A 17,284-nucleotide genomic window follows, 5' to 3' on the forward strand; every position below is an offset into this window, starting at 1 on the left:
TTCTTCTAGTCCTTTGATTCCTTCAGCTTCAAAGTGTTTCACCCAACGACTTACAACCGAGTGATGAATACCTAATTCTTTCGCAATGGTTTTATAGCTCATGCCTTCTTTTAAGTATAAATCTATAGCTTGTTTCTTAAATTCTACATCGTAAGTGACTCTAATTTTTCCCATGAAAAAATCCCCTCCATAGTAAACAGGTTAATGTGCTTTCTTTTTCCTGTCTACTATAAGGGGATCATATCAATTAAGTCACTCTCTTTCTTTATTATATATTACGCCTTATGACACTCTGGACAAACGCCATAAATTTCTAAGCGATGACTATTAATAACGAAGCCTGTCGTTTTTGCAGCTTCCTCTTCAAGCTGTTCCAATCCTCCATAAGGAAAATCAACAATCTTACCACATTTTTCGCAAATCACATGATAATGTTGACTTGTAACATAATCAAATCTACTTGAAGCATCCCCATAAGTTAATTCCTTTACAAGTCCAACTTCTTTAAACACACGTAAGTTATTATAGACAGTTGCAACACTCATATTTGGAAACTTACCTTCTAATGCTTTATAAATGTCATCCGCTGTTGGGTGCGTCATAGATTCCACAAGGTACTCTAAAATAGCATGACGCTGTGGAGTAATGCGTACACCCGTATTTTTCAGCATTTCTAGCGCTTCTTTTAATTCTTCTTTGACCACCGTCATGCACCCCGATTCTATACGGATTATTATTTTATAATTCTTATAAAGAGTGTACTCTTTTTCTTATAAATCGTCAATATTTCTACTATAAGTATGTGGTTTATTTTCGTATATAGCCTTATTCTTATGTATCTTCCCCCATTCCCTATACATTTACATAGAAAAAAGTGCGACATAATCGCACTTGGAATACTATCATCTGAGGAGGTATGCCCTACACTTTCACTTTATGTATCGCAAGAAAATATGTATAGACGCATGCCTTACATATGTATTTTTTCTCCTCATTAATATAGATTTATTTTATATAAGAAAGAACATCCTCAATATGCCCTTTCACTTTCACTTTACGCCACTCATTTACAAGCTCACCGTCTTTATTAATAAGGAATGTAGAACGCTCAATTCCCATGTACTCTTTTCCGAAGTTCTTTTTCAGCTTCCAAACATCGTACAATTCTGCTACTTTATGATCTTCGTCTACTAAAAGTACAAATGGAAGCTCATGCTTCTCAATGAATTTCATATGTCTATTTGCTGAATCTGGACTTACACCAAGTATAACCGTATCCTTCTCTTGAAATAATCCATATGCATCACGAAAATCACATGCTTCAGTTGTACATCCCGGAGTCATATCTTTCGGATAAAAATATAGGACTACATTTTTACCGCGAAAGTCAGCTAAGCGAATTTGTTCTCCGTTACTTCCTTCTAATGTAAATTCTGGTGCCATTTCTCCTACTGTAATCATTGTTATCACTCCTTCTCTTTTCTTTTACTATATCAAATGCGACCTTATTTTTCATTGTCTATTACAGATCTCATCACAAAGGCAAACGGTAATGTATATCCAATTAGCGCTTCTCCAATTGCAATCCATCTTCCGATTCCAATCGGAGCTATATCACCATATCCAACGGACAATAAAGTAACCGCGCTAAAATATAAACATATTTCAACGAGCTGAAAGGAATGAGCACTTAACCTATCCCCATCTTCTTTCAAAACTGCAAAACCCATTTCCTCTAGCACAACATAACTTAATCCAAACGCAATCAGTACCGTTGTATAAATCAAAAACAACGTAGCTAAATTGTACAGCGAAAAGAAACGATTGGAATTTGAATATGAACTCCATAATAATTGGACACTTCTCAAAATAGCGATTGCTGCAATTAATAGAATAAATCCCCATAACATGTCCTCCACCTCGTTTTATATGTATGAGGACTGTAGCTGATTTATCCCTTAGAAACGAACAAGCTTCTATAATTAATTTCCTGCACCACGATATCGTTTAACCCCTTGATTCCAGAGGGTAATTGCAATAGTAAAACAGATAACACCAACAATTGGAGTTGCGAAAGCATAGCTATTCCACTCTGTTTTTCTTAAAAAGTATGCTGCTGGATATACCCCAACAAATGCAAACGGTAAAACAAACGTTAAAACAAAGCGAATAACACGGTTATAAATATCAACAGGGTAGCGTCCATAATTCCCTATGTTATACATAAGCGGCATAATGGAACTTTTCGCATCCGACCAAAAGCCAAAACTTGCAAGCGTAACAAATATCCCTCCGTACACAAGTGCCCCTCCCCCTACCATGAGTAGGAATAAGAAGAAATCATACCAGTAAAAAGATAATTGCAGCTCCATTGCTGCATAACCCATCACAATAATCCCCGTAATAGCTCCAATTAAAGATTCAAGTTCCATTCTTTCTAATATAATTTGAAATAAACTATGAATCGGTCTCGTTAATATACGGTCCATTTCTCCTTTAATAATGTAACGATCATTAAAGTCCCATATATTAAAGAAAGCTGAAAAAATGGCAAACGGTACTAAAAAGAACCCATAAATAAAGATTACTTCTTCTCGGCTCCACCCTTTTAGTGCTTGGGTATGCCCAAACACAACGAGAATGAAGATTAAATTAACAGCTTGTAGTGATAAATCTGAAAGTAATCCGACGATAAAATCGCCACGATACTCCAATTTTGTTTTTATATATTGACTTGCATATTGCAAAAATAATTTTATATATATCATCTCGTCATCCCCCTTGTACGATTAGACGTTTTCTCGCCGTTTTCCACATCAGTACAATTGGAATAATAAGTATAATTGCCCAAATCACTTGAAATAATAAAGCTTCATATAACTTATTTCCTTGTATACCTTCAGAGAAAATCATACTCGGAATATAACTAATTGCTTGAAACGGTAAAAACACCATTGCTTTTTGGGCCCATAACGGATAAAAACTAATCGGTAATAATAAACCAGAAAATAAATCGATAACAACACGTTTCGCATACATAATTCCACTATTATTAAATAAGAAGAATGTAAGCATTCCTGTCATTAAGTTTATTTGTGTATTAATGATAAAACTAAATATTAAAGATAAGAAGAAATATAACCACGTTTGAAAATTTGTTGTAATTTGTAATGAAAATAATAACGTAACAATAACCATACCCGGAATTGAAAAGAAAGCAAAACGAAATATCCCTTCTCCAAGCCCTTGCATAACTTTCATACCTAAATAGTTATATGGACGAATTAGCTCTACCGCCACACGTCCTTCTTGAATTTCCATCGCAATTTCTCTATCTATATTATTGAAATAAAAAGCGCGTGCCATCCATGCGATCGCAATATACGTAGTCATTTGCGAAATAGATAAACTTTCAATATTCTCTTTCCCGCTATAAATTGCTTGCCATAAAAAATAATACGCACCAATGTTAATCGTATAAATTAAAATCCCGCTGTAATAATTTGTACGATAAGCAAGCATCATTAAAAAACGAATCCGAATCATTTCAATATACTTACCCATGCATAATACCTTCTTCATAAATGTTACGAATAATTTCCTCTGTAGACACTTCGTTAATTTTCAAATCTTTAATTTGAAAGGCTTGTACTACTTTAGAAATCAACATAGAAATGATAACTTCTTCATTCGGTATTTTTGCAACCCATGCGTTTTCTTCTTTCGCTTTTAACCAAACAACATGGCTATCTGGCATAACCATTGATAACTCCTGGTATGAAACTGGGGCAACAAACTGAAAATGTATTTCCTTCTCTACTCCCCACTGCGTACGAAGATTATCTAAAGATCCGTCATACATAATATTCCCTTCATCAAGCATGATGACGCGTTCACATAAAGCTTCAATATCAGTAATATCATGTGTCGTTAATAAAATTGTTGTTTTATAACGTTCATTCATCTCTTTTAAGAATTCTCGTATTTTCAATTTCACAAGAACATCTAGTCCAATTGTTGGCTCATCTAAAAATAATAACGGCGGATTATGAATTAACGCCGCTGCCAATTCACAACGCATTCTTTGACCAAGAGATAATTTCCGTACCGGTTTATCTAACAAAGGACCGATATCTAACGTTTCAATAACATGTTCCATATGTTCCTTATACTGAGCGTCTGATACACCGTACACTTTCTTCAATAAACGAAATGATTCTTGTACAGCAATATCCCACCAAAGCTGGGAACGCTGACCAAACACAACGCCGATTGTTCTTACAAATTCTTCTCTCTGTTTGTGTGGATTCATTCCATTCACCGTAATTTGTCCTGATGTCGGAGTCAAAATCCCTGTAAGCATTTTAATCGTCGTTGATTTACCAGCACCATTCTCACCAATATAACCAACCATTTCACCTTGCTTTACAGTAAAAGAAACATCATTTACTGCTGGTACTATTTTATAATTACGATTTAATAAATCGCGAAATGCACCCTTTAATCCCGGACGACTTGAATAGGCTGTAAATTCTTTACGTAACCCTTGTACCTCAATTACCGATTTCATAATCGGACCCCCTTCCTAAATGTCACAACGAATAGTTTACCCAACTGCTCCTTCTATCACAAACAATACGTCTTTTCAAAAAACATGTTAGAATAATACATAGATTTTTGTAAGGAGATGAATTGTAGTGAATTTCACAAAATCAGAAGCGTTACATAAAGAAGCTTTAGAACATATCGTTGGTGGTGTTAATAGTCCTTCCCGTTCTTTTAAAGCAGTTGGAGGCGGTTCTCCTGTTGCAATGGAACGCGGAAAAGGTGCTTATTTCTGGGATGTAGATGGAAATAAATATATCGACTATTTAGCAGCGTATGGCCCTATTATTACTGGGCATGCTCACCCACACGTGACAGAAGCAATTAAAACAGCGGCTGAAAACGGCGTACTATACGGTACTCCAACAGCATTAGAAGTAAAATTCGCAAAAATGTTAAAAGAAGCAATTCCCGCTTTAGATAAAGTCCGCTTCGTGAACTCTGGTACAGAATCCGTTATGACAACCATTCGTGTTGCTCGTGCTTACACTGGCCGCACAAAAATTATGAAATTCGCTGGTTGTTACCACGGTCATTCCGATTTAGTACTTGTAGCAGCCGGCTCGGGTCCTTCTACTCTTGGAATTCCTGATTCAGCGGGCGTGCCACAAAGTATCGCTCAAGAAGTTATTACTGTTCCATTTAATAATGTAGAAACTTTAAAAGAAGCGTTAGATAAATGGGGACATGAAGTAGCAGCTATCCTTGTAGAGCCAATCGTTGGAAACTTCGGTATTGTTGAGCCAAAACCTGGCTTCCTTGAAAAAGTTAATGAACTTGTTCACGAAGCTGGTGCACTAGTAATTTATGATGAAGTTATTACTGCTTTCCGCTTTATGTATGGCGGCGCTCAAGACTTACTTGGCGTAACCCCAGATTTAACAGCACTTGGTAAAGTTATCGGCGGCGGACTTCCAATTGGTGCTTACGGTGGTAAGAAAGAAATTATGGAACAAGTTGCACCGCTCGGCCCTGCATACCAAGCTGGTACAATGGCTGGGAACCCTGCTTCTATGGCATCAGGGATTGCCTGTCTAGAAGTACTTCAACAAGAAGGCGTATACGAGAAATTAGATGCACTTGGCGCAATGCTTGAAAAAGGAATTTTAGATCAAGCTACAAAACATAACATCGATATTACAGTAAACCGTCTAAAGGGTGCATTAACTGTATACTTCACAACAAATACAATTGAAGATTACGATGCAGCCAAAAATACAGATGGTGAAATGTTCGGTAGATTCTTCAAGCTGATGCTTCAAGAAGGTATTAATTTAGCACCTTCTAAATATGAAGCATGGTTCTTAACGACAGAACATACAAAAGAAGATATTGAATATACAATTGAAGCTGTTGGCAGAGCATTTTCTACCCTAGCGAACAATAAATAATCTCTTCATTACAAAAGGAAGAAAGAAAGCCCATCTTTCTTTTTTCCTTTTTTCTATTTCATAAATCCCTCATTAATAGTATAATTATTCATAATTATCTGTTTTATATTCTTTTATATCCTTACTATCCATGTATACAAGGCAGTTCACGCCTTAAATAGTAAGATTATTCAAAATTCATTTCCAGAGGGGGGATTGACGGATGCTCAACAAAAAAAATAAATGGACACCGTCTTTATTTCGGAATTATAAAAATGCAGAACACGATGCGTGTGGAATCGTTTCCGTTATGGAAAAACGAAGAATTCCTACAAAAGAAAACATCGATTTTTGTATACAATCGCTAGTCAAAATGAATCATAGAGCTGGTTTCATTAATGGCGAAGGAGATGGTATCGGAATTCATATCGACATGCCAAAAGCACTTTGGAATGAAAAACTGAAAAGTAGCGGATATAATCCAACGATTGTGGATCATCCCCACTTTATCGTTGGACATTTTTTTCTAAACAAAAAAGAAAACATTGCTGAGTTAAAAGATTACATTCGTACGCAACTAAACAATGAAAGCTTTACAATTGTTCTCGAAAATGATGATGTAATAAACTCAGATGCACTCGGTCCTCTTGGTAAACAAGAAGAACCTTTATTTTGGCAAATTGCCCTTATCGCCGAAAGTGAAGTTAAAAATATTGAACAAACATTATTTTCTGTAACAATAAAAATCGAAGAAAATGAAGCAATTCATGTTGCCTCATTAAGTCATGAACATGTTGTATATAAAGTTCTCGGTGCTGGCGATACACTCGTTGCTTATTACAATGATTTACAACACCCACTTATCGCTTCAACTATGACACTAGGACATAATCGCTATTCTACTAATACGTTATCTAATTTTTTTCGTGTACAACCATTTAGCATTCTCGGGCATAATGGCGAAATTAACACGATTGCAAAATTACGCGATCAAGCTGAAATGATTAATGTACCACTTACTGCCGGGGGCAGTGATTCCCAAGATTTAAACCGCACCTTAGAAACCCTTCTCGTTCAGTATAACTACAGTTTATTTGAAGCAATGGATATATTATTTCCACCAATTATTAATGAAATAAAACTTTACGAAACAAACTTACAAAACTTATACACTTATATACGTGAGGCTTGGGGGCATTTCGCACAAGGTCCAGCTGGTATTATTTCACGTTATAAAGATGAAGCTGTTTTCAGTGTCGATTCCCTTGGATTACGCCCAGTTTGGAAAGTAGAGACAGAGAGCTCCTATATTTTCTCTTCTGAACCTGGAGTTGTATCACCAACTGAATATGTAGCAGAGCCGAAACCACTCGCTCCTGGAGAAAAAGTTGGATTAAAATGGAATCAACAAGATGAGCTCGTTCTCTATGAATACGACAATTATCAAATTGAAGTATATAACCGTTTTAAGAAACGAATCGATGTTACCAATTATCATGTAAACTTATCTATCCCTGAAACGAAAGAAACTGAGGGATTATGTGATTCGGTTCAAGTTGAAACGAATCAATACGTCGCTTTTGGCTGGGATCGAGAACATATTCAGCTCCTTGAACAAATGGCGACAAAAGGCGTCGAACCAATTCGGTCACTTGGGCATGACTCACCACTTGCCGCACTTGATACAGATAGACGAAATATTGCTGATTTCATTAAGGAAAGTGTAGCCGTTGTTACAAATCCAGCAATCGATCGCGATCGAGAAGTTGAACACTTCTCCACACGTACTGTACTCGGAGAGCGTCCGGGTTTATTAGATAACTCTAAACAACCATTTGTAATCGAGATGCTTTCACCCATTATTTTAGAAGGGCATTTAGCTCAATCTATCGCGGCAGACTTACACACGATTACGTACGAACAACTTATACAGCTATTCATTACTCATAGCTCTGTCTCTACAATTTCTATTACATTTAGTCCATCAGAAACTCTACAAATCGCATTAAATCGAATTAGTTCCGAAGCGATAGCAGCCGTTAAAAATGGTGCTTCCCTACTATTATTAGATGATGCTAAATCTCATCAAAATGAACTGTTATGGATTGACCCACATTTAGTTACTGCTAAAGTACATCAAGCATTAACTGAAAATAAATTACGCCGGAAATGCTCTCTCGTTATACGTTCCGGTGCCCTTCGCTCCTTACACGATATCGTCACGCTATACGGATTAGGGGCAGATGGTATTAATCCATATTTATTGTTCGCAACGGTAAATGATGAAACAAAAGTACCAATTACTAATTTGTATACCGCACTTAATAAAGGACTAGAGAAAGTAATTTCAACGATTGGAATTCATGAATTACGCGGTTACGGTCGCCTCTTCTCCTCTATTGGATTACATGAGGAAATCGCAAATATATTACAAATTACAAACTTCTGCGGTTCAAATAATTTAGCTTTTTCACTTGAATCACTTGCTGAAGATGCAAAAATTCGAGCTGAGGATTTTAACAATCCAAAAGTTAGAATGCGAAAATCATTTCATATATTCCCGCGGATTTGGAAAGCAATTGGTGATGTTGCAAAAGGAAACTCTTATGATGATTACCGCGACAAGTTAAGTGAATTAGAAGAAAACACTCCCATCGCAATTAGGCACCTTGTTCAAACAAAACAAGCACAGCATGTAGTTCCGACTGAAGAAGTGTCCATCGGCATTCACAATCATGATTTACCATTTATTATTAGTTCTATGTCATTTGGTTCTCAAAATGAAATTGCCTTTCGCGCGTATGCAGAAGCTGCCGATCAGCTAAATATGATTAGTTTGAACGGTGAAGGCGGCGAAATTAAAGATATGATTGGTAAGTACCCACATACCCGCGGACAACAAGTTGCATCTGGCCGATTTGGAGTAAACGCTGAACTACTAAATTCATCAAATTTAATTGAAATTAAAATAGGTCAAGGAGCAAAGCCTGGTGAAGGTGGACATTTGCCTGGTTCAAAAGTGACTGCCAAAATTGCGGAAGCACGTAATGCTACAATTGGTTCAGATTTAATTTCACCTTCTAACAACCATGATATTTATTCAATTGAAGACTTGGCTCAAATGATTACAGAAATTAAAACGGCTAATCATCTTGCAAAAGTAGCTGTAAAAGTTCCTGTCGTTCCTAACATCGGAACAATTGCTGTCGGTATCGCAAAAGCTGGCGCTGACTTTATTAACATTAGTGGATTTGATGGCGGAACAGGTGCTGCGCGTATTCACGCATTGCAACATGTTGGTCTTCCTGTAGAGATTGGTGTTAAAGCTGCTCACAATGCGTTACTAGAAGCAAATATGAGACATAAAGTAGAGATTTGGGCAGATGGCGGTATTCGAAGTGTAAATGACGCCTTAAAAATCATGCTCCTCGGAGCAAACCGGATCGGATTTGGCACATTATCAATGATTGCAATTGGCTGTACAACTTGCCGTGGTTGTCATCTTGATACGTGCCACGTCGGAATTGCAACACAAATTGAATCTGAAGCTCAAGCGAAAGAACATGGACTGCGCCGTTTCGTTCCACGTGAATTAGAAAGCGCAGTTACAGGGCTATTAAGCTTATTCACTACTTTCGGTACAGAATTGAAACGTTTAACAGGGCAGCTCGGTTACACAAACTTACAAGATATTATCGGACGATCGGATTTATTAGAACAAACTCGAGGCAAGGACTTATTAGACTTACGTAATTTAATACAAACGATAGAAGATTCATCTGTGAAAATAACGGCATCTGTACAAGAAAAACAATTTGAAACAACAAATTCTCTCCAGTCAAAAGAATTAGTAAGCGTCGGCGTAGAGCAACGCGTAATGGGCGGTCTAGAATCCTGTTATCGTATTCGTAGCAAATTATATGAAAACACTCATCTTGAACCACTTACATTAAAGTATACAAACGGATCTGTTCCTGGAAACGGATTAGGCGCGTACAATAGCGAGAACTTATTTATACACGTAAATGGTGGCGCGCAAGATGGAATTGGAAAAACTTCATTTGGCGGTGGCATTTATATAACGAAAGCAAAAGGAACAGATGGAACATATTATAACGGTTCTGTCGGAAAAGGATTTGGATACGGTGCTCAAAAAGGTGCATTATACGTGCAAGGTAACGCTGATGCTCGTGCTGGCATTCGCCTTTCTGGAGCAGATATGATAATTGGAGGCAGAATTACAAAACCACTCCGCGAAAAAGAACAAGGAAATATCGGAGTATATTCTAATATAAAAGGATTTGCTTTTGAATATATGACAAATGGTCGCGCTCTTGTTTTAGGAGATCCTGGTCCATGGATTTGTGCCGGCATGACTGGTGGTGTTGTTTATTTACATCATGAGCCAAACTTAGGTTTAACAGAGCACGCTTTAAAAAGAAGAATTGCTAAAGGTGCAAATGTAACATTGCAGCCAATTAGTAAAAATGGTTTGCAAGATGTGAATGAATTATTATTAGACTACATTCGTGTATTAAATGAGCACGAACAATATGAAGAAGTCGCTTTGTTAACACCATTATTAGATGATATCCAGCTTCACTTCTATGAAATTATCCCGAAAAAAGAACAGGCGGATCCATCTATTTCAACTGAATGACATGTACAATATTTATTTTCATAAAGTGAAACTTTAATCAGTGGGGGTTTTGTTCATCCCCCACTGATTATTAGTTGAACCAATCGGGCGTTTACGAGCAGTTGATCTCCCACCTAACTTCTTTGCTCCAGTCGCATTTTGAGGTGGGAGTTTTACTGCCCGTTAATGCGGGATAAAAAAATTGACGAAGCGAGCATCGCATAGTAATCTAGAATAACAATTTGAAACCTGCTGAAATTCAGCAGGTTTTTTTATTAAAGAATAGATGTTTAAAGAGAATTTGGAGAAATTATAAATTGATTGTAATTTATTTATTAAACTTTTTAACGTCACTAAAATATCACTTGCTAACATATTGTAATGAATGTATAGTATCATGTTGTACATTCATTATGACAAGAGAAAGGATATCAATAAGGGTATGAAACTTGGTGCTCGCATTTTAAAAACGGGTATTGCCATTACATTAGCTTTATTTGCTTGTATTTTACTTCAATTACCGAGTCCTGTATTTGCGGGAATCTCAGCTATCTTTGCTGTTCAACCGTCTGTATACCGCTCGTATTTAACTGCTCTTGAGCAAATTCAAGCAAACGTAATTGGTGCTGTATTCGCTATCGTATTTGCTACTGCTTTTGGACATAATCCTTTTATTATTGGATTAACGTGTATATTAGTAATTGCTCTTACTTTACAATTACGCTTAGAAAAAACAATATCACTCGCTTTAGTAACAGTTATCGCCATTATGGAGTATCAAGGCGAAGATTTCTTTAATTTTGCCTTACTTCGATTCGCGACGATTATGATTGGAATTATTGCGGCTTCGCTTGTAAATTTAGTATTTATGCCGCCAAAATATGAAACAAAACTTTACCATCGCATCGTTGATAATACAGAGGAAATTGTTAAATGGATTCGTATGAACAGTAGGCAAGCTTCTGATTTTACAACGCTAAAAACCGATATTGATCGCATGAAAGAAAAAATGATTAAACTAAATCATTACTATTTGCTGTATAAAGAAGAAAGAAGCTATACGAAAAAAATACAATTCGCGAAAATTCGTAAGCTCGTTTTATTCAGACAAATGTTAGCGACAACAAGCCGCGCTTTAAGCACGTTAAAATCATTACATCGCACCGAAAATGAACTGCGCTATATGCCAGAAGAGTTTCAGGAATCTATTCAAAACGAACTTGATTCATTAACGCATTATCACGAACAAGTGTTATTAAAATTTATTGGTAAAGCAAAGAAACAACAATCTGTTGAGATGCTTGATGAAGTTGAAACCGGTAAACAAGAATTGATTGATATCTTTATGGATTATCAAAATAAGGACGATGAGGAAGCATATAAAATATGGTTACACCTCTTCCCTCTTATTTCTTCAATTATTAACTACAGTGAGGAAGTAGAGCATTTAGATTTACTTGTGGATAGCTTCTACACATACCATAAACCAGAAAGCGAACTCCAAATCGAAGATAAAAAAGAAGACGAATAAAAAACAGCTCCTTTTACGCTAAAGGAGCTGTTTCTGTTATATGCTGAAGTTGATATAGATTGTAATAAAATCCCCTCTTTTTCATTAACTCTTCATGAGAACCCTTTTCTTTTATTTCACCATCTTCAACATAAATAATTGTATCAACATGCGTAATCGTCGCTAATCGATGTGCAATAATAATTGTTGTCCGATCTGCAGCTAACGTTTGCAGTGCCTCTTGAATATATCGTTCATTTTCTAAATCTAAAGCGGAAGTTGCTTCATCTAATATAAGTAAAGACGGATTCTTTAGAAAAACCCGTGCGATTGCTACACGCTGTCTTTGTCCACCAGATAATTTCACACCACGTTCCCCAACGACAGTATCATAGCCCTCTGGCAACTCTGTAATAAAATTATGAATTTGTGCAGCTTTTGCAGCTGAAATCACTTCCGCCTCTGTAGCTTTCGGATTGCCATATAAAATATTAGCCCCGATTGTATCGCTAAATAATAAATTATCTTGTAGCACAATTCCAATATGACTACGTAAATTTCTCATATTATACTTTCTTACATCTATCCCGTCTATATAAACTGCACCTTCAGAAACATCGTAAAAACGCGGAATTAAACTAGCAAGAGATGACTTTCCTCCTCCGCTTGCCCCTACAAGCGCAACCTTCTCTCCCGGGCGCATAGTTAATGACAGATTATGCAATATTTCTTTTTCATCCGCATTATAACGAAAAGAAACATTATCAAATATAACTTCCCCATCTAGCCTTTTCGTTTGCACCGCATTTGGCACATTAACAATATCGTATTTTTCATCCAACAATTCAAACACTCGATCCATCGATGCGAAAGACTGTGTTAATGTTGTAGATGAATTAACAAGGCGACGAAGCGGACTATATAAACTATCCATATATCCAACAAAAGCAACCATCGTACCCAGTGTTAACGACCCTTGAATTACCTCATATGCCGCAAAACCAATAACAAGTAACGGCCCTAAATCCGTTAACGTATTCACTACCGAAAACGTTCTCGCCGTCCAACTCGTATGAGTTAGTGCTTTCGTTAAAAATTCATTATTTCTCTTTTCAAACTGTCCTCTTTCATACTCTTCTAATGCAAAACTACGTGTCACTTGCATCCCTTGAATACGTTCATGTAAATACCCTTGCATAGTTGCTAACGCTTGCGAGCGCTCTTTCGTCAATTTTCGAAGGCGCCCGAAAAAATATTTCACTGCAACTACATAAATAGGTAAGATTAATAAAGCAACAAAGGTTAATTTTATATTCATAGAAAACATAACGATAATGGCAATAACAATTGTTGCAGTATCTAACCAGACATTCATAAGACCAGTAATTACAAAGTCCTTCGTTTGTTCTACATCATGGATTACACGTGAAATAAGCTCCCCTGTTTTTGTGTTCGAATAATAACGTAAGCTCAATTTTTGCAAGTGCCCAAAAATGTATTTTCGTAAATCGTATAGTATTGTATTGGCAATGCGCTGCGCGAAATATTGACGATAATATTCTATCGGCGGTCTTACTACTGCAAAAATAAAAAAAGCAATCCCAATTGCGGTTATTAATTGAGACGTTTTTTCTTGAAGCGATCCCGTGCCTTGAATAACATCATCAATAATATACTTTAATAACCATGGCATAATAAGCGGGATACCGAACTTCACAAGACCAATAATAATTGTAATAGCAATAAGCCATCGATATGGTTTAACAAATTGTAAATATCTTTTTATACCTTGCACATAATCCCCCCTCTAATAGGACAAACCTGCCGGGAAATTCCCTGCAGGTTTGTTTTAATTTCTGTACATTAAATATCTTTCGTACCACATATCTACGAAATCCGGTGCGAATGGACCTTTTCTTTGATGAATCCACTGTGTTAAATGTGCTACATTTCGTTTTAAAATTGTATCAATAACAGGTGGATACTGCATGATTTGACTATGCTTTTCATACTCATCTTCATCCAAAAGTGTATATGTCATATCTGGATACACTTTAATGTCTAAGTCGTAATCAATATACTTTAATGCTTCAGAGTCATATGCAAAAGGAGAACTTAAATTACAATAATAATATACTCCTTCTTCTCTCAGCATTCCAATTACATTAAACCAATAATTAGCATGGAAGTAACAAATCGCAGGTTCGCGAGTAACCCATGTTCGACCATCTGATTCCGTAACTACTGTACGATCATTTGCTCCGATCACAAGGCTCTGCGTCCCTTTTAAAATTGTTGTCTCTTCCCACATTCTATGAATGGAGCCATTATGTTTATAACTATGTATTTGTACCTTTTCTCCTTCTTTGGGAAATCCCATATATGCTCCCTTCTTTCAACCGCAAATGCTTTTCTTAAGTTGTCTTAACTACCCCTTGAACTGCATTCACTTTTTTTCTATTATAACTTTTTTGTCAAAATTTTAAAACTAAAGCGATAGGACACTTGTTTTCATGAGGAATATAATGAAGTTTGTATTATTGAATACCACATCACTAACCCTTTTAACGAAGGAACATTTCCTATGAATTAGCAATACGTATTTTAGAAGATTAAACGAAGATATAACAAAAAGAAAAGCCCCCCTCACCTCTGTTTAAGAAAGGACTTTTCACCTAAAATCAACAACATATCTCACCCTTAATTTGAAATTATTTTTTCGGTTTCAAAAGATTGAATCACATTATTCGTTTGCTGTTCAAATTTTTCATGCAAAAGTTTTAATGCTATTTCTGTTCTGTATATTTCTTGACGGATAAAATGCAATTCTTTTTTATCGCACGTATCCCTTCCACTCATTTCAATTTGCTGATACTTCTCTAAATGTGATTGTAACTTTAAAAGCTCATCCATCGTTTCCAACTGCTCTCCTACCAACTTATCAAAGTCGTTCATCACTTACCCCCTTTTTGATTCATTCGCCATTTATAATTCCTATTACATATTTCTAATCGTGAACTTCTTTCTCCTTTGACTACATTTGTTGACTTATTAGAAGTTATGTCGTTCCCTTTATTTTCATTACAGTGACACGCACACAAAGAAAACACTTCTCTCGAATTGGAGAAGTGTTTTTCTTTCATTACTCGTTTGAACTAGAAGATTGTGATTGTTTTGCAGCTGATTGTGCATTTTGTTTTTTCACTGCATGCACATCTGTTTCAGTTGCAAACTCTGTACCATAACTAGCATTTGCACTTTGAGCAGCAGAAGCTTGTGCTTTCTGTGCCTCTGATTGTGCGTTCGCTTGTTTTACTGCTTGTACATTCGTTTCAGTTGCAAACTCTGTACCATAGCTAGCATTTGTACTTTGAATGCTAGCACCAGAAGTTGCCTTATTATAACCTTGTTGTTTTTTACTCATCTTTCTCACCTCCACAATCAATAATGTAACCAATTCACTTAGAAGTTATCCCTAATTTTCTTTTTAAAAATTCACGTATATATCTCTTATCACTCATTCAAACTACATATGATGGAGGTGGGAATATGTATACTGGACGTGATATGACTGAGCTAACTATGATTTCCAAAAATGAATGGAAAGAGGATGAATTAGCTTATTTTCATCATTCATTTCAGCAAATTATGCCTTATCTAAATGTAGAGGGACAAACGATTTATAAAGAAGTTGTGAAAGAAATCGAGTCACGGGGCGGATTATAAACGCGTGGATTTTCAACCTCAAAATACAAATTTATTTTCAATATAAAAAAACGTGTTCCAAAGTTCTGGAACACGTTTTTTATTATTTATCCCGCTATTTGCCGGGCAGTAAGACCCCACCTCAAAATGCAGCGAAAGCAAAGAAGTTAGGTTGGGGCCTTGCTGCCCATAAAAGCCCGATTGGTGAGGGCTAATAATCAGTGGGGGATGAAGAAAACCCCCACTGATTAAAGTTTCACTTTACTGCATTGTAATTTTCTCAACACACTTTTCGTAAATTGTACGATGTGATTTCGAGAAAGGTAACTGTTCAAACGCTTCTTTCGATACAAACTTTAATGTATCCGTTTCGACAATATTACCTGTTACTTTTCCGTAAAATATGAAGATATCCCAAGTACGATGTGTAAAAGTATGTTGTACATTCATCGCGTATTCATCAATAGAAACAGAGAGATCAAAGCTCTCCTTCATATAATCCGTAAGCTGTTGTTTTTGATTACGAATACCTTCACTTAGTTCAATATTCGGGAACTCCCACATATTAGCCAGTAATCCCGTACTTGGGCGTTTATTAATTACGTAACGGCCATCTTCAGTTTGAAGTACTCCCGCAACGAGCGGTACCATTGTAGGTGCTTTCGCTTTACTCTTCACTGGTAGTTCTTTTTGAACACCTTCAGCATACCCTCTGCAATGTTCACGTACAGGACAAAGTAAACAAGATGGATTTTTCGGTATACAAATTAATGCCCCTAATTCCATCAAACCTTGGTTAAAATAAGATGGATTTTCTATAGAAATAATTTCACGCACAATCTCTTCAAAAACTTTTCTCGTTTTCGGTTTTGCAATATCATCCCACACTGATAAAATACGAGATAATACGCGCATAACATTTCCATCAACCGCTGGCTCTGGTATGCCATATGCAATACTTAAAATGGCACCTTTTGTATATGGTCCCACTCCTTTTAATTTTTCAATTTTCTTTACATCGCTCGGTACTGTCCCGCCGTATACTTCTTTTACCTCTTTTACTGCAGCATGTAAATTTCGTGCTCTAGAATAATAACCTAAGCCTTCCCATGCTTTTAATACTTCTTCATCATCGGCAGTTGCTAGCGCTTCAAGCGTAGGAAACTTCCCCATAAAATTTGCGTAATATGGTTTTACAGCCTCTACCCTTGTTTGCTGTAACATAATTTCTGAAACCCAAACACGGTATGGATCTTTATTTTTTCGCCACGGTAAATCACGTTGTTCTTTTTCAAACCAACCAATTAAATCATTTTGAAACTGTTCTATGTTAAACTCATTTAATATTTCAAGTGTCAAACTTGATCCCCCTCATTTTTTTGCATATACGTACTATTATAAAGATTTTAGGAAAAAATTTAAGTAAGATGACATAGGAAATAGAAGGCAAAGGAC

The 17,284-nt window shown here is 36.3% G+C and carries 16 protein-coding genes; 4 read left to right on the forward strand and 12 right to left on the reverse strand.

The annotated features are described in order from the left end of the window. The 7 genes from AC1DS7_RS14085 to AC1DS7_RS14115 all read right to left on the reverse strand — a co-directional run. Positions 1–174 (reverse strand): transposase (locus AC1DS7_RS14085; protein WP_476999096.1); only part of this gene is annotated, 174 nt, incomplete at its 3' end. Between the two features lie 101 nt (positions 175–275). Beyond that, positions 276–704 carry a peroxide-responsive transcriptional repressor PerR gene (gene perR, locus AC1DS7_RS14090; RefSeq protein ID WP_000237831.1) on the reverse strand — a complete coding sequence of 143 codons (429 nt, stop codon included), beginning with the start codon at positions 702–704 and terminating at the stop codon, positions 276–278. A 301-nt stretch (positions 705–1,005) separates the two neighbouring features. Beyond that, complete coding sequence (gene bcp, locus AC1DS7_RS14095) at positions 1,006–1,461, reverse strand: thioredoxin-dependent thiol peroxidase (protein WP_002029647.1); 456 nt, start codon at positions 1,459–1,461, stop codon at positions 1,006–1,008. Between the two features lie 44 nt (positions 1,462–1,505). Beyond that, positions 1,506–1,910, reverse strand: a complete 405-nt coding sequence (locus AC1DS7_RS14100; protein WP_002125072.1) for a potassium channel family protein — start codon at positions 1,908–1,910, stop codon at positions 1,506–1,508. 72 nt (positions 1,911–1,982) lie between these two features. Further along, positions 1,983–2,768: an ABC transporter permease gene (locus AC1DS7_RS14105; RefSeq protein WP_002125070.1), complete on the reverse strand. Its 786-nt coding sequence runs from the start codon at positions 2,766–2,768 to the stop codon at positions 1,983–1,985. Positions 2,769–2,772: 4 nt separating this feature from the next. Continuing rightward, positions 2,773–3,564 (reverse strand): ABC transporter permease, encoded by a 792-nt coding sequence (locus tag AC1DS7_RS14110; protein WP_002140292.1) that lies wholly within the window; start codon positions 3,562–3,564, stop codon positions 2,773–2,775. Beyond that, entirely contained in the window at positions 3,557–4,570 is a 1,014-nt protein-coding gene (locus AC1DS7_RS14115) for an ABC transporter ATP-binding protein (protein ID WP_002010347.1), read from the reverse strand. Before AC1DS7_RS14115 ends, AC1DS7_RS14110 begins: the two co-directional genes overlap by 8 nt. 127 nt (positions 4,571–4,697) lie before the next feature. On the opposite strand from AC1DS7_RS14115, the gene hemL reads away from it, so the two are divergent. From hemL to AC1DS7_RS14130, 3 genes are all read left to right on the forward strand, one after another. After that, positions 4,698–5,996, forward strand: a complete 1,299-nt coding sequence (hemL, locus tag AC1DS7_RS14120; RefSeq protein WP_149190129.1) for a glutamate-1-semialdehyde-2,1-aminomutase — start codon at positions 4,698–4,700, stop codon at positions 5,994–5,996. Between the two features lie 202 nt (positions 5,997–6,198). Next, positions 6,199–10,635: a glutamate synthase-related protein gene (locus AC1DS7_RS14125; RefSeq protein WP_476999063.1), complete on the forward strand. Its 4,437-nt coding sequence runs from the start codon at positions 6,199–6,201 to the stop codon at positions 10,633–10,635. Between the two features lie 421 nt (positions 10,636–11,056). Next, positions 11,057–12,145 (forward strand): aromatic acid exporter family protein, encoded by a 1,089-nt coding sequence (locus AC1DS7_RS14130; protein WP_002063696.1) that lies wholly within the window; start codon positions 11,057–11,059, stop codon positions 12,143–12,145. 13 nt (positions 12,146–12,158) lie between these two features. On the opposite strand, the gene AC1DS7_RS14135 is transcribed toward AC1DS7_RS14130, so the two are convergent. From AC1DS7_RS14135 to AC1DS7_RS14150, 4 genes are all read right to left on the reverse strand, one after another. After that, positions 12,159–13,919: an ABC transporter ATP-binding protein gene (locus AC1DS7_RS14135; protein WP_002091119.1), complete on the reverse strand. Its 1,761-nt coding sequence runs from the start codon at positions 13,917–13,919 to the stop codon at positions 12,159–12,161. 54 nt (positions 13,920–13,973) lie between these two features. Continuing rightward, on the reverse strand, positions 13,974–14,504 hold the full coding sequence (gene ntdP / locus AC1DS7_RS14140; protein ID WP_000506630.1) for a nucleoside tri-diphosphate phosphatase: 531 nt from the start codon (positions 14,502–14,504) through the stop codon (positions 13,974–13,976). A gap of 320 nt (positions 14,505–14,824) precedes the next feature. Continuing rightward, positions 14,825–15,079, reverse strand: a complete 255-nt coding sequence (locus tag AC1DS7_RS14145) for a YgaB family protein (RefSeq protein WP_002010338.1) — start codon at positions 15,077–15,079, stop codon at positions 14,825–14,827. Positions 15,080–15,266: 187 nt separating this feature from the next. After that, positions 15,267–15,548: a gamma-type small acid-soluble spore protein gene (locus AC1DS7_RS14150; RefSeq protein ID WP_002125062.1), complete on the reverse strand. Its 282-nt coding sequence runs from the start codon at positions 15,546–15,548 to the stop codon at positions 15,267–15,269. A gap of 125 nt (positions 15,549–15,673) precedes the next feature. Here AC1DS7_RS14150 and AC1DS7_RS14155 point away from each other — a divergent pair, with 125 nt between their 5' ends. After that, entirely contained in the window at positions 15,674–15,850 is a 177-nt protein-coding gene (locus tag AC1DS7_RS14155; protein WP_002091123.1) for a hypothetical protein, read from the forward strand. 240 nt (positions 15,851–16,090) lie between these two features. Here AC1DS7_RS14155 and mutY read toward each other — a convergent pair whose 3' ends face one another. Next, a complete protein-coding gene (mutY, locus tag AC1DS7_RS14160; RefSeq protein ID WP_002091125.1) occupies positions 16,091–17,188 on the reverse strand; it encodes an A/G-specific adenine glycosylase in 1,098 nt (365 codons plus the stop codon). Positions 17,189–17,284 lie beyond the last annotated feature (96 nt).

It is taken from the genome of Bacillus sp. P4_E1 (assembly GCF_056401715.1).